This is a genomic window from Bradyrhizobium sp. I1.14.4, from assembly GCF_050435825.1.
Taxonomy (GTDB): domain Bacteria; phylum Pseudomonadota; class Alphaproteobacteria; order Rhizobiales; family Xanthobacteraceae; genus Bradyrhizobium.
Genome location: NZ_JBNDLA010000026.1, coordinates 23,592 through 41,525, shown reverse-complemented (window position 1 = coordinate 41,525; position 17,934 = coordinate 23,592). Strand labels below are relative to the sequence as shown.

The following is a 17,934-nucleotide window of genomic DNA, read 5'->3' as shown; positions in this document are numbered from 1 at the left end:
CGGCCGGACTGATCCGGTCTCTCATCCGTCGTCTAAGCAATGGACACCGAGCCATGGAATCCGCACCCGATGCCGGCATGCCCGGTGACGTCCTCGTGGTCGAGGACGATCCGATCATCTCGCTCTATTTCGAGGACACCATCCTTGGCTTCGGCGCCCGGACGGTGCGCACCGCGGCGAATGTCGCGCGCGCGCTCGAACTGATCGCCGAACGCGCGCCGGATTTCGCGCTGCTCGACGTCGGCCTCGTCAGGGGCGAGAAGACCTTCGCGATCGCCGAGCGGCTCGATGCGCTGAAGGTGCCCTTCGCCTTCGTCACGGGTTATGGCGCTGATATCAGGCTGCCGGAATCGCTCGCCGGCAAGCCCCGGCTGACCAAGCCTTGTTCGAGCGAGGCGCTCGAAGCCGCGCTGCGAAACGGACTTTGACGGATTGCCGGGCTTCGGCCTCGCAGCCGGCGCGTTCGTCGTCTACCATCCAAGGTACCGGATTCGGCGACGCACAGGCATCGGGAAGCCGTCATGGCGATCAAAGCATCTGCCGCTGCGCCCGCAGCAGCGCTATCTCTCGGACTGCTTCTCGCACCGCCGGCAGCAAAGCATCCGATGCTCGGTGTGGTCCTGCCGCGGGCCTCGGCCCTCATCGGTGGTTTCGTGCGGCCAGCCATCGCTGCGCCGGCCGCACTCACGAGCGAGCAATCCGCCGCGCTCAAGACCTACGACAATGCCCTGGAGAATTTCGAATCGATCCTGCGCCAGCGACGCGCGCAGATCGATTCCAATCAGCCGCTGCCGAACCTGCCGGGCCAGGCCCTCTACCTTGCCCGTGTCGACATGATGAGCGCATACAAGGATCTCACCGATGCGCTTCCGTCCAGGATTGGGCGACCTAGCCGATTCGGAATCCCTCCGGCCTATTTCGACGCCGACAATGAGCCGCTGCTCGATGAGTACAGGAAGCTCTTCGACATCATGGAGGCGCCGCCCGCCAGCGCGCAAAGCTCGGATACGCCATTCAAGGACGTGGTTGATCTGGCGATTGCGATCGCGCGAGCCAGGGGTCTCGACGCCGCGGACGCTGCTGTCGCGGGCCGTATCAGCCTAGGCCTCTTCTTTGCCGAGACGGGCGGCAAGCAAAATGCGGGAAATGCGCGGTCGAACACCTACAAAGGAAGCCTGCAGACCGGCCCGTCCGAAGATCGCAACGGTCGAAAGAAGTGGGCAGCCATCAAGGGATCAATCGCTGCCGTCGATCCCGCACTGAGCCGTCGCGACGACAGGGAAGAGGCACGGGTCGGCAATCTTGATCATCGGTTCAATCATTGGACCGCGGTGCGAGATGCCCTCATGAACGCACACGCGGATATTTTCCCGGACGTCCCCGCGATCTTGAAAGCGCTGCCGGATCCGATCGATCAAATGAAGGTCTTTGAGCTGATCCAGATCATTCCCACGCCGACCAGGGCGGCACTCAGATCGGGCAACCTCGTCGGCTACAGAATCTCCGACCCCAGGATCATGCGATATCTGCGCAACAACAGCGTCTTCGCGTTCGGTCGAGCCGACAGGGCAAGGACGTCTGCAACCTTCCGCGAGATCCTCGATGCGATGTGGCTGTTCAATGCCAAGTTCGAGCAGGCGCTCGCCAAGTTCAAGGAGATCAAGGCGGGCAAACCGGGTTGAAATCTGCGCCGTCCAATCGGACTGCGTTTCGCCGAAGTGCCCTTGTGGGGTGCCGTAGGAACGATCAGAGCGGACCGAGGAGGGCCCATCGCGGCTCGCAGAACTCCTTTACGGCAGAAGCGACGCCGCTGCTGATGAGGTTCTGGCGCTCGGGCGAGTCCATCTCGCGTTCTTCGTCCCGGTTGATGATCGAGCCCGCCTCCAGCAGGATCGCGGGCATCGCGGTCTTTCTCAGCACGATGAGCTCATCATAGCTGTAGACGCCGGTGTCCTTGTTCAGCAGCGGGTGTTGGTAGCGACCCATGACGGGCCGGCTGTACTGCTCGGCATAATGCAGCCCCTGCGCCTTCATTTCCCCGGCGACCAGCTCGGCGAACCGGAGGCTCGTCTGGAAGTCCGGATTGTTCCGGGAGACGAAGACGGAGTAGCCGCTGAAGCGGTCGCTGAAGTGGCTTTTCCTGCCCTCGAACTCCCAGTCCTCGAGCATCTTGTTGGGCACGGAGTCATGGTGGACCGACAGCAGGAGATCCGCGTGCAGATTGTTGGCGGCGGCGACCCGCTTGAAGAGGCTGGGTCTCGCCTTGCCTTCAGTCAGCAGCAGCCTGGTTTCGGTAAAGCCTTCGGCCTTCAATTTCTCCTCGATCAACCGCGCAAGACGCAGGTTGAAGGCGAACTCGGCGACATTGCGGGCGCTGATCGCGCCTTCCGATTCAGCGGTATGTCCCACATCGAGAACGATCCGCAATGTCGCGGGATCGCATTTCGTCGCGGTCGGCTTGGGAACGGAAGGCGGCAGGGCGACCGGCCCAAGTGCGGCAAGCCGTGTGGCGCGGGGCTTTGATGGCGCGTGGTGCCTTGCCAATCTGGTCGGCCTTGCCGACTTCGCGTGCCTTGGCGATTTGGCGTGCCTGGATGAGCTCTTGAAGAGATCAGGCAGCCAGCCGGCATTGCTGACTTCGATCGGCAGTAGCGCGAACAGCGCTATCCCGACGACAATCAGGCGGCGAGGCCGAAACCCCGCGACGATGCCACCGAGCACGCGAATCAACTCGCAGCGCCTCATGCTCCGCCCCTCCGGGCCCCCAGCATAACGGCTCTGATATCGATACCGGAAGGGGCCGGGGACGTCCATCCCCCGTCGATCGCGTCGCCTTGGCCTGGGCGTTGGGCCAAGGCCGTCTATCATGGGCGTCTGTGAAGGGGAGCGCGGTTCCCCCGTGGGGGCGGCCGAACTATACCGGCTTCGGATCGAGCGTGATCGCCCACAGCTCGGCGTCGACGCGGTCGCGCAGGCTCACAATCATCTGGCCGCTCTTGCCGTCGATCTTGACGTGGCCGAAGAACTGCATTCCGGCCGACGGCGGCAGGTTCTGGTTCGCTTCGCCCGGCGCCTTGACGAACTTCACCTCGGGTCCAAACGTGTTGTCGAGCTCGTTCGGACCGAACGTGCCGGCATGCAGCGGGCCGGAGACGAATTCCCAGAACGGGTCGAACTCCTGGAACTGGGCCTTGTTCGGGTTGTAGTAGTGCGCGGCCGCATAGTGCACGTCCGCGGTCAGCCACACCGTGTTGGCGATACCAGCGGTCTTGATGAAGCGCAGGATGTCGACGATCTCGAGCTCGCGGCCGCGCGCCGGGCCGTCGCCCTGCGCGAAGGCTTCCGAGCCCTTCTTGTTGGCTGCATCGTCATAGACGATCAGGGACAGCGGCATGTCGGAGGCGATCACCTTCCAGGTGGCGCGCGAGTTGAGTAGCGCGCGCTTCAGCCAAGCCATCTGGTCCGGCCCGATGAAATACGCGTCGGGGCCGTATTGCTCCTGCAGGTTCGGGCCGTTGGGGCCGCGATAGCTGCGCTCGTCGAGCATGAAGACGTCGAGATGCGGACCGTAGCTCAGCGTGCGATAGACCCGGCCCGGCTCGACGATGCTCTCGCGCATCGGATACATCTCGTGGAACGCTTTTGCCGCGCGCGCGGCGAGCACGGTGATGTCGCGCTCCTTGTAGGCCGCCGGCAGCTGTTTCGACAGCGACCAGTTGTTGGTCACCTCGTGGTCGTCCCACTGCACGAAGATCGGCACCTCGGCATTGAACGCGCGCAGGTTCGCGTCGAGGAAATTGTACTTGTGCGCGGCGCGGTATTCATCGAGCGTCTCGGCGACCTTGGCCTTCTCCGGGATCGTGATGTTCTTCCAGATCTTGCCGTCGGGCTGCTTCTGCTCGGCGGTGATGACGCCGTCGGCATAGATGGTATCGCCCGAGTGCAGGAAGAAGTCGGGGGCGTGCTTCTTCATCGCGGAGAAGGTGATCATGCCGCCATCGTCGGGGTTGATGCCCCAGCCCTGGCCGGCGACGTCGCCGCCCCACACGAAGGAGACGTCGCGGCGGTCGCTCGGCGCGGTGCGGAAGCGGCCGACCACGGGCTCGCCGACAATGTCGATATGGGCGAGGTCGCGGAAGCGGACGCGATAGAAGATGTCCTGGCCGGAGGGCAGGTTCTCCAGCAGCATTTTTGCGGTGAAGTCGCTCTCCGGCAGCGCAGTGATCGGCGGCAGCGTGCGGGCGTCCTTGAACGATTCTGACGTCGCGACCTCGACCATCATCTGCGACGGCCGGTCCGCACGCGCCCACACCACGCCGCCGTCGACGCCGACATCGCCGGACTGCACGCCATGGGTGATCACGGGGCGGTCGGCGGCGCGCGACAGATAAGGCATCGCGATCACGCCGGCGCCGGCCGCAGCCGCCGTCGAGAGAAAGCGTCGGCGGGTCAGATTTCGCGAGAACCGGATCGTCATGGGCAGCCTCCTCAGGTCGCAGCGACGATGCGCCGCGGGCGAGCACAGACCTAGAAAAATTCCATGACGGAGAGATTACAGGGCGGGGTATGTGCGAGACGTTAGAGACAGCGCGCTTCGTAAGGTGAGCACGCACGTCAGGCTCCCTCCCCCCCTTGCGGGGGAGGGTAGGGGAGAGGGGTAAGCCCCGGGCGACATGCTTGTGGAGAGCGGCGCCTTCGCAGCTCGGTCATTGTTGTCGAACTGCATTCAGAGAGCACATCGTGTGGCACCCCTCTCCCTAACCCTCCCCCGCAAGGGGGGGAGGGAACCCTGCCGCCGGTGACTCCCTCACTAGATTTTGGCGGATAGAGAGCGGCGACGCTTCTACGCCGTCCCCGCGGCCCTGAACTGGCTCGCAGTCCGCTGCAAATTCTGCGGCATACTGAGCAGCAGCGCCTTGCGGTCGGCAACGGCGTTGTGGAACTGCTCCAGCGCGATGTTGAACGCGGTCAGCGTGCCTTCCTCGATTGCGCCATGCTCGAAGCAGTCCAGCGTGTGGCGCAGGATGTCGTCGGCCTCGGCCTGCATCTGGTCGAGCTCTTCGGTCGAATCGCTCTGCCGCGCGGCCTTCAGCATCTCCAGCAGGCGATCGCGCTGCGAAGTGTTGGTGTTGCGCTCGTCCCGCTTGAGATAGCCGGCGAACCACGCACCGGCCGAGCCCATCGCCGAGAACGCCATCAGGCTCCACCAGATGTAGTCGCTGTAGCGGTCGAGGAAGGTCTTTTCCTCGCCGTCGACGAAGGCGGCCGCGCCCGGATGCACCGGAATGGTGGCGTCCTTGTCGGTGTCGGGCGTCTCGATCTTGGCGGCGAGCGGGAAGTCGTTCTTGAGCGACTGCCGGATCGCAAACAATTGTCGCGTGAATGCCGCGACCGTCGAGTCCGACAGGCCCTTTCGCGCAACGATGTGGTGCGAGAAGCTGATCGTCTTCACCTCATCGTCGGGCCGGTCGGCCGAGCCGAGCGAGCCGGCGGGGATTTCCGCCGCCTCATAGGCCGGATGGTTTTGCGCGATCGCCTCCGAGGCGTCGATCGCCAGGAAGGTGGGCTCGCCGCCGTCGCGAACCGACGCCGTGATCGCATCGATCGTGATCTTGCTGTTGGCCGGACCGACGGCGAGATAGGCGTCGGCCTTGAGGTTCTTGATAGCCTCCGCCGCCTCATTGGCCGGGAATTGAACGATCTCGACCTTCATCGGGTCGACGCCGTATTGCTGCAGGATCAGCTTCAGCAAATTGACATTGGCCGGCGTGCGGCCGACGACGCCGATCTTGCGGCCGGCGAGTTGCCCGATCTTGGTGATCCGCGCCGACTTCCGGACCTTGCCCTTCGCAGGCGGGACCCACATCACCACGACGTTCTTGCGCAGCGTCGCGACCGCTTGCGCATTCTTCGGCACCTCGAGGTCACCGCGGATGATGGCAAGATCGGCCTTGCCGTCGGCCAGCGTCTGCGCGCTGGCGGTGGCGCCGTCAGTCTGCACTGGTCTCAGCTTGACCTGGCTATGCTGCTGGTTGTTGAAGGCCTGCGCCAGCGCCTGAACGACTTTGAGGTCGTCACTGTTCGCGGGGCCGACCGCGATCCGCAGCGTCACCGGACGCACCGCGAAATAGTAGCCGGCGGCCATCGCGCCGACGATGGCGAGCGCGCCCGCGATCAAAACGAACATCAGCCGCTGCTTTGCCGAACGCAACGGCTTGGGCGATATGCTGGCGGAGCCGTCTGTCATCGATCTTGGGTCATCGATCTCGCAAACAATCGTCTGGGCTCAATCTCGCAAAACTACCAACGCGCACACATCTTGCATTTGTAGCAAATTCCTGAACCCACAGATGTTACATCTCCGTCATGGTTACCAGCGGCGATAGGACGCGATTTCGGCCTTAATTTGGGCGTGGATCTCATCTGGAGGCCGGTTGTTGGGCTAAGGTCGGCGCCAAACGGGAGGGTTACCATGGTCGAAAAGCTGTCAGCGGAAGCAAGGAAGGCGGCGCTTTGGGAACTGGCCGGCTGGTCGGAGCTGGCCGGACGCGAGGCGATTGCAAAGACCTTCGTGTTCAAGGACTTCAACGAGGCGTTCGGCTTCATGGCGCGCGCCGCCCTGGTCGCCGAGAAGAGCGACCATCACCCCGAGTGGAAGAACATCTACAAGACGGTCGAGGTCGTGCTGGCGACCCACGATGTCGGCGGGGTCACCAAGCGCGACATCGACCTAGCCAAGGCCATGAACGCGATCGCAAGGCAGCTCGGGGTGAATTGAGCCAGCCGCCCGCAACCTTGCGCCGGTTGGCCGAGATCCCCAGATTGGCAGCGTCCGCCGTCGAACTGTTGCGGCGTCGAGGAACCTTGCGATGGCATCGAGCGAACACGGTATGGGATTTGGGCCTGCCGACCGGCTGGCGCAGGACCCCGAAAGCGTGCGCCACCGCTTCTGGATCAAGTTCAAGAAGGTGGTGGCGCGCTTGCCCTTCGCCGAGGATTTGCTGGCCGCCTATTACTGCGCCTTCGACCGGCAGACACCGCGCCATGTCCAGGCGGCGCTGCTCGGCGCGATCGCCTATTTCATTCTGCCGTTCGACTTCATTCCCGACATGCTGCCGGTCCTCGGCTTCACCGACGATGCCGCGGTGCTCGCAACCGCGCTGCGCATGGTGGCAAGCCACATCACGCCGGAGCATCGCGAAGCCGCGCGCGCCGCACTGAAGCGTGGGGTGCCTGAGAGCGCGGAATAGGAAGTAGCCCGGACGAAGCTACCCGCCTGTCTTCAGCTTCCCGGATGCAGGATCACCTTGCCCATCGCCTTGCGGCCGGCGAGCACCTTCAGGGCTTCTGATGTCTGCGACAGCGGGAAGGTGCGGTCGACATGCGAGGAGATCTTGCCCTCCGCGGTCCACTGCACGAGCTTCTCGAGGTTCTTGCGGTTCTTCTCCGGATTCTGCCGCGCCCAGGCGCCCCAGAACACGCCGCGGATGTCGCAGCCCTTCAGCAGCGCGAGGTTGAGCGGAATCTTCGGGATGTCGCCGGCGGCAAAGCCGATCACCAGGAAGCGGCCTTCCCACGCGGTCGAGCGCAGCGCAGCCTCGGCATAGGAGCCGCCGACCGGATCGAACACGATGTCGGCGCCCTTGCCGTCCGTCAGCTTGCGCAGCCCTTCCTTGAGATCTTCCTTGGCGTAGTTCAGCGTCAGCTCGGCGCCGTGCTGCTTGGCGAATGCGAGCTTCTCGTCGGACGACGCACAGGCGATCACCTTCAGGCCCATCAGCCTGCCGAGCTCGCACGCGGCAAGGCCGGTGCCGCCGGCGGCGCCGAGCACCGCGAGCGTCTCGCCTGGCTTCGGGCTCGCGCGATCTTCCAGCGCATGCAGCGCGGTGCCGTAGATGATGATGATGCCGGCGGCGCGGTCGTAATCGAGATTGTCGGGGATCTTCACGATCGAATTCGCCGGCAGAGCGATCTTGTCGCGCGCACCGTTGTGGCCGCATGAGGCAACGACGCGGTCGCCCACCCTCAGGTCAGTGACATCGGCGCCGACGCTCTCGATCACGCCCGCGACTTCGGCGGCCGGCGAGAACGGGAACGGCGGCTTGATCTGGTACTTGCCCTGAATCATCAAGATGTCGAAGAAGTTCAGCGCCGCCGCCTTGATCGCGATCACGGCCTCACCCGGGCCGGCCACCGGATCGGGCACATCAGCCAGCACGAGATCGTCAGGTTGACAGTATTGCGAGCAGAGGATGGCTTTCATGGACACACCTGATTTTCGGACGCAGAAAGAGCTGAAAGCTTCATGCCGGATTTGCGGCGGAGCGACAATACAAAGCGGAGGGATCAAACTATGTTTGAAAAAGGCCTGCTAGCGAAAAAGCGCATCCTGATCACCGGCGGCGGCTCCGGCCTGGGCGCGGCGATGGGCCGGCGCTTTGCCGAACTCGGTGCCGAACTGATCATCTGCGGGCGGCGGCAGGAATTGCTAGAGGAAACCGCAGCGAAACTCCGCAGCGAGCTCGGCGCCAAGGTCTCCACCGCGCGCTGCGATATTCGCGACGGCGCGGCGGTCGAGGCGATGATGGATCAGATCTGGCAGGACGCGCCGATCGACGTGCTGGTCAACAATGCTGCCGCAACCTTTATTGCGCAGAGCGAACATTTGTCATTCCGTGCGGCGGACGCGATCCTCGCGCCGACGCTGCATGGCACGATGTACTGCACGCTCGCCGCCGGCCGCCGCTGGATCGAAAGCAAGCGCAAGGGCGTGGTGCTCTCGATCCTCTCGACCTCGACCATCACCGGCCGCGCCTTCACCGTGCCGTCGTCGATGGCCAAGACCGCGGTGCTGGCGATGACCAAGAGCCTCGCGGTCGAATGGGGTCCGAAAGGTATCCGCACCGTCGCGATCGCGCCGGGCGCGTTCCCGACCGCAGGTGCGACCGGGCAGTTGCGTCCCGAAGGGCGTGGCGAGAGCTGGTCGCATCGCAATCCGCTCGGCCGCGCCGGCGAGCACTCGGAGTTGGCCAATCTCGCAACCTTCCTGATCTCGGATCAGGCCGGCTACATCAACGGTGAGATGGTGGTGCAGGATGGCGGCGCGCATCTGCGCAGTTCCGGTGCCGAGGACCTGCTGCAATGGACCGACGCGCAATGGGAGAGCCAGCGCGCGGCGCGCGCCAAGGGCTGAACCAAAGGGCTGATGAGCGGTAACAAGCACCGAGCATGCACTGTGAAGGAATGGACGCGCGATGCGGCTGGGCTGGCGCGCGCGTCCAGGCGTAACTGCCTTCCCAAAAAAACGTTTCCCGGTTATCCATCCGAGCCGGCGGAGGGGAATCGCCGGGCCATCTTCCAGTCACAATGATGGGGGAACCAGTTGGCCGTGCGGCAAATTCTGACATCACTGGCTGCTTGTGTCCTGTGCGGGATCATCTCCCTTGCGCCGGTGCAGGCTGCGCCCAAGAAAGATGCGGCCAAGGAAGCAGCCAAGCCGGCGCCTTCGGCCGCGGCGGCTGCGGCCGGCGGCGCCGAGCCGACGCTGATCGGCCAATTCGGCACCTGGGGCGCGTACTCGGCGGCGCCCAACGGCAAGAAGGTGTGCTTTGCGCTCGCCAAGCCGTCGTCGTCGAGGACCATCCCGCCGAACCGGCCGCGCGACCCGGCCTATGCCTTCATCTCGACCCGTCCGGCGGAGAAGGTCGTCAACGAAGTCTCGGTCATGATCGGCTACACCGTGAAACCGGGCTCGGAATCGACGCTCCAGGTCGGTGGCGGCACGTATGCGATGTACACGCAGGGCGACGGCCTCTGGATCAAGAATGCGGCCGAGGAGGAGCGGATGGTGGAAGCCATGCGCAAATCGGCCGAGCTGACGGTAAAAGCCGTCTCGGCGAAGGGCACCGAGACGATCGACAGCTTCTCGCTGAAGGGACTGGCGCAGGCGCTCGACCGGCTGGGGCAGGACTGCCGGCGCTAAAGCATGGTCCGGAAGTGTGTGGAGCGGCCGTCCGAAGGGACTATGCTCCAGCAAAGACCGCTCAAAGACGTAAAATCGAGGTATTTGGTGGCTTTCCAGCACCGGCTGGAAGGCCTATTTGAGGTTTCATGACCGACACCGTGACCACCAATGCCGTGCCCGGCGCCAGCGCGCCGCTCGAGAAGGTTCCGCTCGAGACCTATGTGCCGCCGGCCAAGCCGTCGCTGATCGGGCTGTCGCGCGCCGAGATCGCCGATCGCCTGGGCGAGATCGGCGTACAGGCCTCGCAGCGCAAGATGCGCACCCAGCAGCTCTGGAACTGGATGTATTTCCGCGGCGCCAAGAACTTCGCCGAGATGACTAACGTCTCGAAGGACATGCGCGCCGAGCTCGAGCAGCATTTTACCGTCGACCGTCCCGAGGTGGTCGCCGAGCAGATCTCCAATGACGGCACCCGCAAATGGCTGCTGCGGCTGCCGAGCGGCAACAATCTCGAGCGGCCGCACGAGGTCGAGTGCGTCTACATTCCCGAGACCGATCGCGGCACGCTGTGCGTTTCCTCGCAGGTCGGCTGCACGCTGAACTGCTCGTTCTGCCACACCGGCACGCAGCGGCTGGTGCGCAACCTCACCGCCGGCGAGATCGTCGGCCAGGTGATGGTGGCGCGCGACCGGTTGAACGACTGGGCCGATCGCGAGGACGGCACGCGCCGCGTCACCAACATCGTGATGATGGGGATGGGCGAGCCGCTGTACAATTTCGACGCGGTGCGTGATGCGCTGTTGATCGTCGGCGACAATGAAGGCATCGGCATTTCCCGCCGCCGCATCACGCTGTCGACCTCGGGCGTGGTGCCGAACATCAAGCGCACCGGCGAGGAGATCGGCGTGATGCTCGCGATTTCGCTGCATGCGGTACGCGACGAGCTGCGCAACGAGCTGGTGCCGCTGAACCGCAAATATCCGATCGCCGAACTGCTGCAGGCCTGCCGCGACTATCCCGGTGCCTCGAACGCGCGTCGCATCACCTTCGAATATGTGATGCTCAAGGGCATCAACGATTCGCTCGATGACGCCAAGCTGCTGGTGAAGCTGCTCAAGGGCATTCCGGCCAAGATCAACCTGATCCCGTTCAATCCGTGGCCGGGCACCGCCTACGAGTGCTCGGACTGGGAGCAGATCGAAAAATTCTCCGAATACATCTTCAACGCCGGCTATTCCTCGCCGGTTCGCACGCCGCGCGGCCGCGACATCCTCGCGGCCTGCGGCCAGCTCAAGTCGGAGACCGAGAAGCTCTCGGCCCGCGAGCGCCAGGCGCTGCGCGCGATGGCGATGACGGATTGAGACTTGTCAGCAGAATTCGTAATGGCCGGGCTTGTCCCGGCCATCCATGTATTGGGTCGGTTTTCTTGGGTCGGTTTCGCGAAAGAAGACGTGGATGCCCGGGACAAGCCCGGGCATGACGAGGAGAGACGAGTGCCCAGCTTGTTTTCCGATAATGGAATGACCTAATGGCCTTGATCGGCCGCCTGTTCGTCGTCGCCTTCGGCTTCCTGATGGCCTGCTTCGTGGCCGGGATCATCGTGGTCGTCGCGGTGCTGTATCCCGAGATCAGCGATTTCGGCGGGCAGATCGACCAGAGCGCTGTTAACATCGTGCTCGGCTTCGGCTTCATCTTCATCTCCGGCTTTGCGTTGCTGCCCGCGCTGATCGTGGTTCTGATCACCGAGGCATTCTTCATCAGGAGCGTGCTGGCCTACGCCGTCGGCGGCGCCATCGTCGGCGCGGCCTGCTATCTCGGCCTGGTTCCGTTCGACCCCGACATGATGCAGTTCCACGGCATCGTGCGGCGGCACATGGAAATCATGACCGGCGCCGGCATCGTCGCCGGCCTGGTCTACTGGTTGATCGCCGGCCGCACCGCCGGCGCCTGGCGCGAGCCGCGGCGCCCGCTGCCGCCGCCTCCGCCATTGCCGTCGCCCTGATGCTTCCCATGCCCCGCTGCCTCGGTTAAACCGCGCGCCATGAACCGGACCGGACTTGTCATCGCGCTGGCGCTGGCGCTCATCATCGGCATCCTGTTCGGGATCTATCCCGAACTCGACCTGAAGCTGGCGGCGCTGTTCTACGATGCCGCGCAGAAAACCTTCCCAATGAAGCTCGACGTGGTGGCGTCGTTCGCGCGCGACGCGGCGATGTGGATCGCCTGGGCGCTGGTGCTGCCGGCGATCGCCACCATCGTGGTGAAATTCGTCCGGCCGGAGCGGCCGATGCTGATGTCCGGCCGCGCCGCGGTGTTTCTGCTCACCACGATGCTGCTCTCGGCCGGCGTGCTCACCAACTTCACCTTCAAGAACTATTGGGGCCGGCCACGGCCGGTCTTCGTGACGCAATTCGGCGGCGACCTGCAATTCATGCCGTGGTGGGACCCGCGTGGCGGCTGCCCGCGCAACTGCTCGTTCTTCTCCGGCGAGGGCGCCACCGCGTTCTGGACCTATGCGCCGGCGGCGCTGACACCGCCCGCCTGGCGGCCGCTTGCCTTTGTCGGGGCCACCGTGTTCGGCCTCGTCACCAGCGGGCTTCGAATGGCCTTTGGCGGTCACTTCTTCACCGATGTGGCGATCGCGGGTCTGGTGTCCTTTCTGGTGGTCTGGCTGTTCTATGCGCTGATCTACCGCTGGGCCGCGACCCGGCTGACCGACGAACAGGTTGATGCGGCGCTGACGCGGCTTGCGATGCCCGGCTACCGGCTGATGCAGCGCTGGCGCCGGGGCGGAAGGGCAGAGGCCAGCCGGCCCGATGCCTGATTAAAGGCGTGCCCCGCCTTCGGAAATTTGATATTCGCCAAGCCTGAAAACCTCTTCGATTTCGACCGATTGGACCGTCACATGAGTACGATTCTGAAAAGCCTGCCCACTGGCGAAAAAGTCGGCATCGCGTTCTCGGGCGGTCTCGACACGTCAGCGGCGCTGCTCTGGATGAAGCAGAAGGGCGCGCGTGTCTTCGCCTATACCGCCAATCTCGGCCAGCCCGACGAAGCCGACTACGACGCGATCCCGCGCAAGGCGATGGATTTCGGCGCCGAGAAGGCCCGCCTGGTCGATTGCCGCACCCAGCTGGTCCATGAGGGCATCGCCGCGATCCAGTCCGGCGCGTTCCATATCTCGACCGGTGGCATCACCTATTTCAACACCACGCCGCTCGGCCGCGCGGTGACCGGCACGATGCTGGTCGCGGCCATGCAGGAGGACGGTGTCAACATCTGGGGCGACGGCTCGACCTTCAAGGGCAACGACATCGAGCGCTTCTATCGCTACGGCCTGCTGACCAATCCGAGCCTGCGGATCTACAAGCCTTGGCTCGACCAGCAGTTCATCGACGAGCTCGGCGGTCGCGCCGAGATGTCGGCGTTCATGACCGCGCAGGGCTTCGCCTACAAGATGAGCGCGGAGAAGGCGTATTCGACCGACAGCAATCTGCTCGGCGCCACGCATGAGGCCAAGGATCTCGAGAGCCTTTCGAGCGGCATCACCATCGTCAACCCGATCATGGGCGTGCCGTTCTGGCGCGCCGACTGCGACGTGAGGCCTGAGAAGGTCGTGGTGCGCTTCGAGGAGGGCCAGCCGGTCGCGCTGAACGGCAAGACGTTTGCCGATCCGGTCGCGCTGTTTCTGGAAGCCAACGTGATCGGCGGCCGCCACGGCCTCGGCATGAGCGACCAGATCGAGAACCGGATCATCGAGGCCAAGAGCCGCGGCATCTACGAGGCGCCCGGCATGGCGCTGCTGCACATCGCCTATGAGCGGCTGGTCACCGGCATCCACAACGAGGATACGATCGAGCAGTACCGCATCAGCGGCATGCGGCTCGGCCGCCTGCTCTATCAGGGCCGCTGGTTCGATTCACAGGCGCTGATGCTGCGCGAGACCGCGCAGCGCTGGGTGGCACGCGCCGTCACCGGCGAGGTGACGCTCGAGCTGCGCCGCGGGAACGACTATTCGATTCTCAACACCGAGAGCCCGAACCTGACCTATGCGCCGGAGCGGCTCAGCATGGAGAAGGTCGACGACGCCGCCTTCACCCCGGCCGACCGCATCGGCCAACTGACGATGCGCAACCTGGACATAGCCGACACCCGCGCCAAGCTCGGTCTCTACAACAAGACCGGCCTGCTTTCGGGCGGCGAAGGCTCGCAGATCTTCCAGCTCGAGAACGACAAGGACTGAGGCTACGCTCTCTCACCTCGTCGTCCCGGGCAAGCGCAGCGCGACCCGGGATCCATAACCACCGAACTTTGTTCGGCGGACGCTGGAGCCACAATAGTGCGCACCAACGAACAGTGGTGGTTATGGGTCCCTGCTTTCGCAGGGGCGACCAAGCGGAGAGAATTCGGCCCTCTTCACCCTGAGCGCATCAAGCAGCGAGCGGAACGCGCGCGCGTAATCCGTGCCGGTCTTGCCGATGTCGGGGCCGGCGGAGACCGCGACCGCCGCTTCCGTCACCGCGCCGAGCAACAGCCGCGCCAGGGGCTCGATCGGCTGCTTCGCGATCACGCCGGCGTCCATCGCGGCCGCCAGCGCGCGTGGAAACTTGCCGCCGAAATGTTTGGCGTCGATCTCGCGCCAGCGTTCCCAGCCGAGCACGGCCGGGCCGTCGCGCAAGATGATCTGGCCGGTCGGGCCTTTTGAGCACGCCGCGAAATAGCCCTGCGTTCCCGCCGCCATCGCCGCGAGCGGATCGTTCTCGGCGCGCGAGATGCGGTCGAGATCGGAGACGAGGTCGATGGAGACCTGCTCGAACACCGCTTCGAACACCGCCTCCTTGGTCGCGAAGTGATGATAGACCGCGCCCTTGGCCACGCGCGCGCCGGCGGCGATGTCGTCCATCGTCGCAGCCGCAAAGCCGCGCTCGCCAAAAATGCGCCGCGCCGCCTTGACGATGGCGGCTCTGGTCTTCTCGCGCCGTTCGGCCTGGGTTGCCATGGTGCATCTCTAGCGCAGTTCCATGCTCGAGCCAATTGACTTACCGACTCTTGGTCGATAAATACCGACCATTAGTCGGTAACTGAGCACGATCCGGCGCGGCAAATCCGAAGCGTTTGCGCGGAGACCGTGCTCCGACACAGGAGAGCCCGATGCCCTCACTCAAGACGCTGCAAGCCTTCGCCGACACGGTCGAGTCCAACGACCATGTCGGCGCGATCAGGAATTTCTATTCGGTCGATGCCCGCACCCAGGAGAACGACGGCGAATGGCGCGTCGGCCGCGAGGCGCTGGCGGCGCGTGAGGCGGCGGTGCTGGCCGCGGCCGCCGGCGTGAAGACCACGCGGCTCGGGCCGCTGCTCGTCGACGGCGATCATTCGGCGATCTGCTGGCGATTCGAATTCACGGCCAAGGACGGCAAGGTCCGCAGCATGGAGGAGGTTGCCTGGCAGACCTGGCGCGGCGAGGAGCTGGTCGAGGAGCGCTTCTTCTACGACCCGCAGCAGATGGCGCGGTGACGTCCGCGACGGCGCCGCATTTGATTGCAGAAAAAAATGGCCGGGATCGCTCCCGGCCATTTCGCGTCGCGATGTCTCGCCTCTAGCGCGGCGGAGCGGCGGAGGCGGTGCCGCCGTTGAGCAGCGGGGTGATGCGGCGGACGGTGACGCGCCGGTTGATACGGCTCGGTCCGTCGGTCTGCTCCTTCAGATATTGCGAGCCATAGCCCTGCGAGGTCAGGTTCTCGGCCGGCACGCCGAACTGCTGCGTCAGCAACTCGGCGGCGGATTGCGCACGGCGGTCGGACAGCGACAGATTGTCGGTGTCGTTGCCGGTCGCATCGGTGTGGCCCTCGATCAGGAACACCTCGCGCGGATTGCGCTGGATCGCCCGGTTGAGGCCGTCGGCGATCGCCTGCAGCTTCGCCGCCTGATCCGGGGGAATCTGCCAGGACCCCGAGTCGAAGTTGATGCTGTTGACGTCGATCGACGGCATCAACATGCGCACGTTCGGGCTGTAGCGGATTTCGTCGAGCGAATAGCGCCGCGCGATCCGGTCCACTGGCGGTGCCTCCATGGTGTCGTAAATCACGTCCGGCGCGGCGCTGTCGGACTCGACGATGTAGCGATCATAGGGGATGCGGACCACCGGCGGCGGCAGGTCGACATAGAAGCCGCCGACCGCGCCCGGATCGCGATAGGAGTTGTCGATGATGACGAGCTCGCGGCCGCCCTGATCCCTGCGGATCCGGCGCAGCATCTGGCCATCGGGACCGACCACCGTGATGATCTCGCTGCCGTCGGGACGAACCACGACGGTGCGGGTCTCGCCGCCGACCGTTTCGGTGCGGATGTCGCGCGCGCCATAGCGGAAGCGATAGACATCGTCGCCGCGGACATAGGCCTGCCCGCCCGGATCGCGGATGATGACCCGGTCCGGCTCGGTGTAGATGGTGCGGCCGCCTTCGACGACTTCCTGGCGCTGGTTGTGCAGGTCGGCGATGGTCCCGCCGATGATGGCGCCGGCGACCACGCCCGCACCAACCGCGGCGCCGATGGCGAGCGGCTTGATGTTGTCATGCCGCGGAGGCGGCGGCAGCGGCGCCGTTACCGTTGGCGCGGCCCGGAACGCGGACGAAACCGTCGGCGGGGCGTATTGCGCTTTGCCGGGCGGAGGCGTTGCGGCCGCCGAGCCGGGCACGACACCCGGCGCCGAGGGGCCGGCCGGACGCGCGGGGGCGCCCATGGCCGCTCCTTGGGCTGGTGATACGCTGGGCGCAGCACCGGCAGCCGGCGGAGTGCCCGGGCGTCCCGGCTGACCCGGAGCCGGCGTCGCGCCGGGAGCGCCCATCGCTGCTCCCGGGGTTGCAGGCGTTCCGGGCGGCGTCGCCGGACGTCCCTGCTGACCAGGCGCCGGTGGCGTCGGCGTCGCGCCGGGAGACGTCGCGGCGGGCGGGGCGCCGGGTGTGCCTGGTCGTGCGGTCGGCTGTCCGGCTGCTGGAGGCGTCGGCGTCGCGCCGGGTGTGCCCGGTCGTGCCGGCGGCTGTCCGCCTGCTGCCGGAGGCGTCGTTGCAGAGGGGGCGGGTGTTGCTGCCGCGGGCGGCGTGCCTGGCGGTTGCTTGGCGCCGCCAGGACGTTCGCTGCCAGGACGTTCGCCACCCGGACGATCACCGGGCCGGCGTTCGGCCGGCGCTGGTGTCGGAGCTCCCGGCGTTGCCGGTACAGGTGTAGGCGTTGCGGCCGCGGGCGGCGTGCCGGGGCGTGTTGCGGCACCCGGCGCTGCAGGAGTGGCTCCCGGCGTGGGCGTCGGATGCGCGGCCCCAGCGCCAGGGGGCGGTGTGCCCGGCCGCTGCGGTGCTGCAGCAGGCGGCGGTGGCGTCGGCGTGGGATGTGCCGGCGCTGCTGCTGGCGGTGGCGGGGTCGGCTTTGCGGGGGCAGCTGCGGGCGGCTCCGGCCGTGCCGGTGCTGGCGCAGGCTTCGCCGCCGGCGGCTCGGGTCGTGCAGGCGCAGCTGCCGGCGGTGGCGGAGCCGGGCGTGCTGCAGGCGGTTCAGGCCGTGTGGGTGCCGCAGGCGGCGCCGGATGCGGCGCGGCTGCCGGTGGCGGCGTCGGCTTTGCAGGTGCAGCTGCGGGCGGTTCGGGCCGCGCGGGCGCTGCAGGCGGGGTCGGCTTCGCGGGCGCTGCGGCCGGCGGCGGAGCCGGACGCGCAGGCGGCGCGGCAGCGGGAGGCGGTGCCTGCGGATGCGGCGCGGCGGCCGGCGGCGCCGGATGTGCAGGAGCGCCCGGCGCCGGTCGCTCTGGCCGTGCCTTCGGCTTTCCGTCAGGTCCGGTTTCTTCCTTTTGCTGCGCTTGTGCGACGACCAGCGGCGAAGTTTGTGCATGCGATGCTGAGGTGGCGTACTGCATCACCGTCAGCGCAGTCGTGGCAAGCAGCACGAGACGAAGCTTTGTCATGTCTTGGAGTCCCCGGCGGAAA

At 65.7% G+C, this 17,934-nt stretch carries 17 protein-coding genes; 11 read left to right on the top strand and 6 right to left on the bottom strand.

Annotated features, from left to right (window positions below; genetic code table 11):
* Positions 1–53: 53 nt before the first annotated feature.
* Positions 54–428 (top strand): response regulator, encoded by a 375-nt coding sequence (locus tag ABIB78_RS32255; protein WP_429032084.1) that lies wholly within the window; start codon positions 54–56, stop codon positions 426–428.
* A gap of 93 nt (positions 429–521) precedes the next feature.
* The gene (locus ABIB78_RS32250) at positions 522–1,682 is read left to right on the top strand and encodes a hypothetical protein (protein ID WP_429032081.1); all 1,161 of its coding nucleotides are present in this window, start codon (positions 522–524) and stop codon (positions 1,680–1,682) included.
* A 64-nt stretch (positions 1,683–1,746) separates the two neighbouring features.
* Here the strand turns inward: ABIB78_RS32250 and ABIB78_RS32245 are convergent, their stop codons facing one another.
* From ABIB78_RS32245 to ABIB78_RS32235, 3 genes are all read right to left on the bottom strand, one after another.
* A complete protein-coding gene (locus ABIB78_RS32245) occupies positions 1,747–2,814 on the bottom strand; it encodes an N-acetylmuramoyl-L-alanine amidase family protein (RefSeq protein WP_429032079.1) in 1,068 nt (355 codons plus the stop codon).
* Between the two features lie 100 nt (positions 2,815–2,914).
* On the bottom strand, positions 2,915–4,477 hold the full coding sequence (locus ABIB78_RS32240) for an alkaline phosphatase D family protein (protein ID WP_429032077.1): 1,563 nt from the start codon (positions 4,475–4,477) through the stop codon (positions 2,915–2,917).
* 366 nt (positions 4,478–4,843) lie between these two features.
* On the bottom strand, positions 4,844–6,187 hold the full coding sequence (locus ABIB78_RS32235) for a TAXI family TRAP transporter solute-binding subunit (RefSeq protein WP_429032074.1): 1,344 nt from the start codon (positions 6,185–6,187) through the stop codon (positions 4,844–4,846).
* 285 nt (positions 6,188–6,472) lie between these two features.
* Here ABIB78_RS32235 and ABIB78_RS32230 point away from each other — a divergent pair, with 285 nt between their 5' ends.
* Both ABIB78_RS32230 and ABIB78_RS32225 read left to right on the top strand, forming a co-directional pair.
* The gene (locus tag ABIB78_RS32230) at positions 6,473–6,778 is read left to right on the top strand and encodes a 4a-hydroxytetrahydrobiopterin dehydratase (RefSeq protein ID WP_429032071.1); all 306 of its coding nucleotides are present in this window, start codon (positions 6,473–6,475) and stop codon (positions 6,776–6,778) included.
* A gap of 91 nt (positions 6,779–6,869) precedes the next feature.
* Positions 6,870–7,250: a YkvA family protein gene (locus ABIB78_RS32225; RefSeq protein WP_429032069.1), complete on the top strand. Its 381-nt coding sequence runs from the start codon at positions 6,870–6,872 to the stop codon at positions 7,248–7,250.
* Between the two features lie 32 nt (positions 7,251–7,282).
* Here ABIB78_RS32225 and ABIB78_RS32220 read toward each other — a convergent pair whose 3' ends face one another.
* On the bottom strand, positions 7,283–8,263 hold the full coding sequence (locus tag ABIB78_RS32220) for an NADPH:quinone oxidoreductase family protein (RefSeq protein WP_429032066.1): 981 nt from the start codon (positions 8,261–8,263) through the stop codon (positions 7,283–7,285).
* A gap of 90 nt (positions 8,264–8,353) precedes the next feature.
* On the opposite strand from ABIB78_RS32220, the gene ABIB78_RS32215 reads away from it, so the two are divergent.
* The 6 genes from ABIB78_RS32215 to argG all read left to right on the top strand — a co-directional run bounded on the left by ABIB78_RS32215 (position 8,354) and on the right by argG (position 14,207).
* Positions 8,354–9,193 (top strand): SDR family oxidoreductase, encoded by an 840-nt coding sequence (locus tag ABIB78_RS32215; RefSeq protein WP_429032063.1) that lies wholly within the window; start codon positions 8,354–8,356, stop codon positions 9,191–9,193.
* Between the two features lie 216 nt (positions 9,194–9,409).
* A complete protein-coding gene (locus tag ABIB78_RS32210) occupies positions 9,410–9,982 on the top strand; it encodes an invasion associated locus B family protein (protein ID WP_429032195.1) in 573 nt (190 codons plus the stop codon).
* A gap of 128 nt (positions 9,983–10,110) precedes the next feature.
* A complete protein-coding gene (gene rlmN / locus ABIB78_RS32205; protein WP_429032061.1) occupies positions 10,111–11,325 on the top strand; it encodes a 23S rRNA (adenine(2503)-C(2))-methyltransferase RlmN in 1,215 nt (404 codons plus the stop codon).
* A gap of 167 nt (positions 11,326–11,492) precedes the next feature.
* Positions 11,493–11,966: a hypothetical protein gene (locus tag ABIB78_RS32200; protein ID WP_429032059.1), complete on the top strand. Its 474-nt coding sequence runs from the start codon at positions 11,493–11,495 to the stop codon at positions 11,964–11,966.
* Positions 11,967–12,005: 39 nt separating this feature from the next.
* A complete protein-coding gene (locus ABIB78_RS32195) occupies positions 12,006–12,788 on the top strand; it encodes a phosphatase PAP2 family protein (protein ID WP_429032056.1) in 783 nt (260 codons plus the stop codon).
* Between the two features lie 81 nt (positions 12,789–12,869).
* Entirely contained in the window at positions 12,870–14,207 is a 1,338-nt protein-coding gene (argG, locus tag ABIB78_RS32190; RefSeq protein ID WP_429032054.1) for an argininosuccinate synthase, read from the top strand.
* Between the two features lie 120 nt (positions 14,208–14,327).
* Here argG and ABIB78_RS32185 read toward each other — a convergent pair whose 3' ends face one another.
* Positions 14,328–14,963, bottom strand: coding sequence for a TetR/AcrR family transcriptional regulator (locus tag ABIB78_RS32185; RefSeq protein WP_429032051.1), 636 nt, complete (start codon positions 14,961–14,963; stop codon positions 14,328–14,330).
* A 152-nt stretch (positions 14,964–15,115) separates the two neighbouring features.
* Between ABIB78_RS32185 and ABIB78_RS32180 the strand changes: the two genes are divergently transcribed.
* Complete coding sequence (locus ABIB78_RS32180) at positions 15,116–15,481, top strand: nuclear transport factor 2 family protein (protein WP_429032048.1); 366 nt, start codon at positions 15,116–15,118, stop codon at positions 15,479–15,481.
* Between the two features lie 82 nt (positions 15,482–15,563).
* Here ABIB78_RS32180 and ABIB78_RS32175 read toward each other — a convergent pair whose 3' ends face one another.
* Positions 15,564–17,912 carry an OmpA family protein gene (locus tag ABIB78_RS32175; RefSeq protein WP_429032046.1) on the bottom strand — a complete coding sequence of 783 codons (2,349 nt, stop codon included), beginning with the start codon at positions 17,910–17,912 and terminating at the stop codon, positions 15,564–15,566.
* Positions 17,913–17,934: the final 22 nt, after the last annotated feature.

What these genes read in the sequence shown, in the direction of transcription:
- ABIB78_RS32255 (WP_429032084.1), top strand. Translation starts at nt 54, where the DNA reads ATGGAATCCGCACCCGATGCCGGCATGCCCGGTGACGTCCTCGTGGTC.
- ABIB78_RS32250 (WP_429032081.1), top strand. Translation starts at nt 522, where the DNA reads ATGGCGATCAAAGCATCTGCCGCTGCGCCCGCAGCAGCGCTATCTCTC.
- ABIB78_RS32245 (WP_429032079.1), bottom strand. Translation starts at nt 2,814, where the DNA reads ATGGACGTCCCCGGCCCCTTCCGGTATCGATATCAGAGCCGTTATGCT.
- ABIB78_RS32240 (WP_429032077.1), bottom strand. Translation starts at nt 4,477, where the DNA reads ATGACGATCCGGTTCTCGCGAAATCTGACCCGCCGACGCTTTCTCTCG.
- ABIB78_RS32235 (WP_429032074.1), bottom strand. Translation starts at nt 6,187, where the DNA reads ATGTTCGTTTTGATCGCGGGCGCGCTCGCCATCGTCGGCGCGATGGCC.
- ABIB78_RS32230 (WP_429032071.1), top strand. Translation starts at nt 6,473, where the DNA reads ATGGTCGAAAAGCTGTCAGCGGAAGCAAGGAAGGCGGCGCTTTGGGAA.
- ABIB78_RS32225 (WP_429032069.1), top strand. Translation starts at nt 6,870, where the DNA reads ATGGCATCGAGCGAACACGGTATGGGATTTGGGCCTGCCGACCGGCTG.
- ABIB78_RS32220 (WP_429032066.1), bottom strand. Translation starts at nt 8,263, where the DNA reads ATGAAAGCCATCCTCTGCTCGCAATACTGTCAACCTGACGATCTCGTG.
- ABIB78_RS32215 (WP_429032063.1), top strand. Translation starts at nt 8,354, where the DNA reads ATGTTTGAAAAAGGCCTGCTAGCGAAAAAGCGCATCCTGATCACCGGC.
- rlmN (WP_429032061.1), top strand. Translation starts at nt 10,111, where the DNA reads ATGACCGACACCGTGACCACCAATGCCGTGCCCGGCGCCAGCGCGCCG.
- ABIB78_RS32200 (WP_429032059.1), top strand. Translation starts at nt 11,493, where the DNA reads ATGGCCTTGATCGGCCGCCTGTTCGTCGTCGCCTTCGGCTTCCTGATG.
- ABIB78_RS32195 (WP_429032056.1), top strand. Translation starts at nt 12,006, where the DNA reads ATGAACCGGACCGGACTTGTCATCGCGCTGGCGCTGGCGCTCATCATC.
- argG (WP_429032054.1), top strand. Translation starts at nt 12,870, where the DNA reads ATGAGTACGATTCTGAAAAGCCTGCCCACTGGCGAAAAAGTCGGCATC.
- ABIB78_RS32185 (WP_429032051.1), bottom strand. Translation starts at nt 14,963, where the DNA reads ATGGCAACCCAGGCCGAACGGCGCGAGAAGACCAGAGCCGCCATCGTC.
- ABIB78_RS32180 (WP_429032048.1), top strand. Translation starts at nt 15,116, where the DNA reads ATGCCCTCACTCAAGACGCTGCAAGCCTTCGCCGACACGGTCGAGTCC.
- ABIB78_RS32175 (WP_429032046.1), bottom strand. Translation starts at nt 17,912, where the DNA reads ATGACAAAGCTTCGTCTCGTGCTGCTTGCCACGACTGCGCTGACGGTG.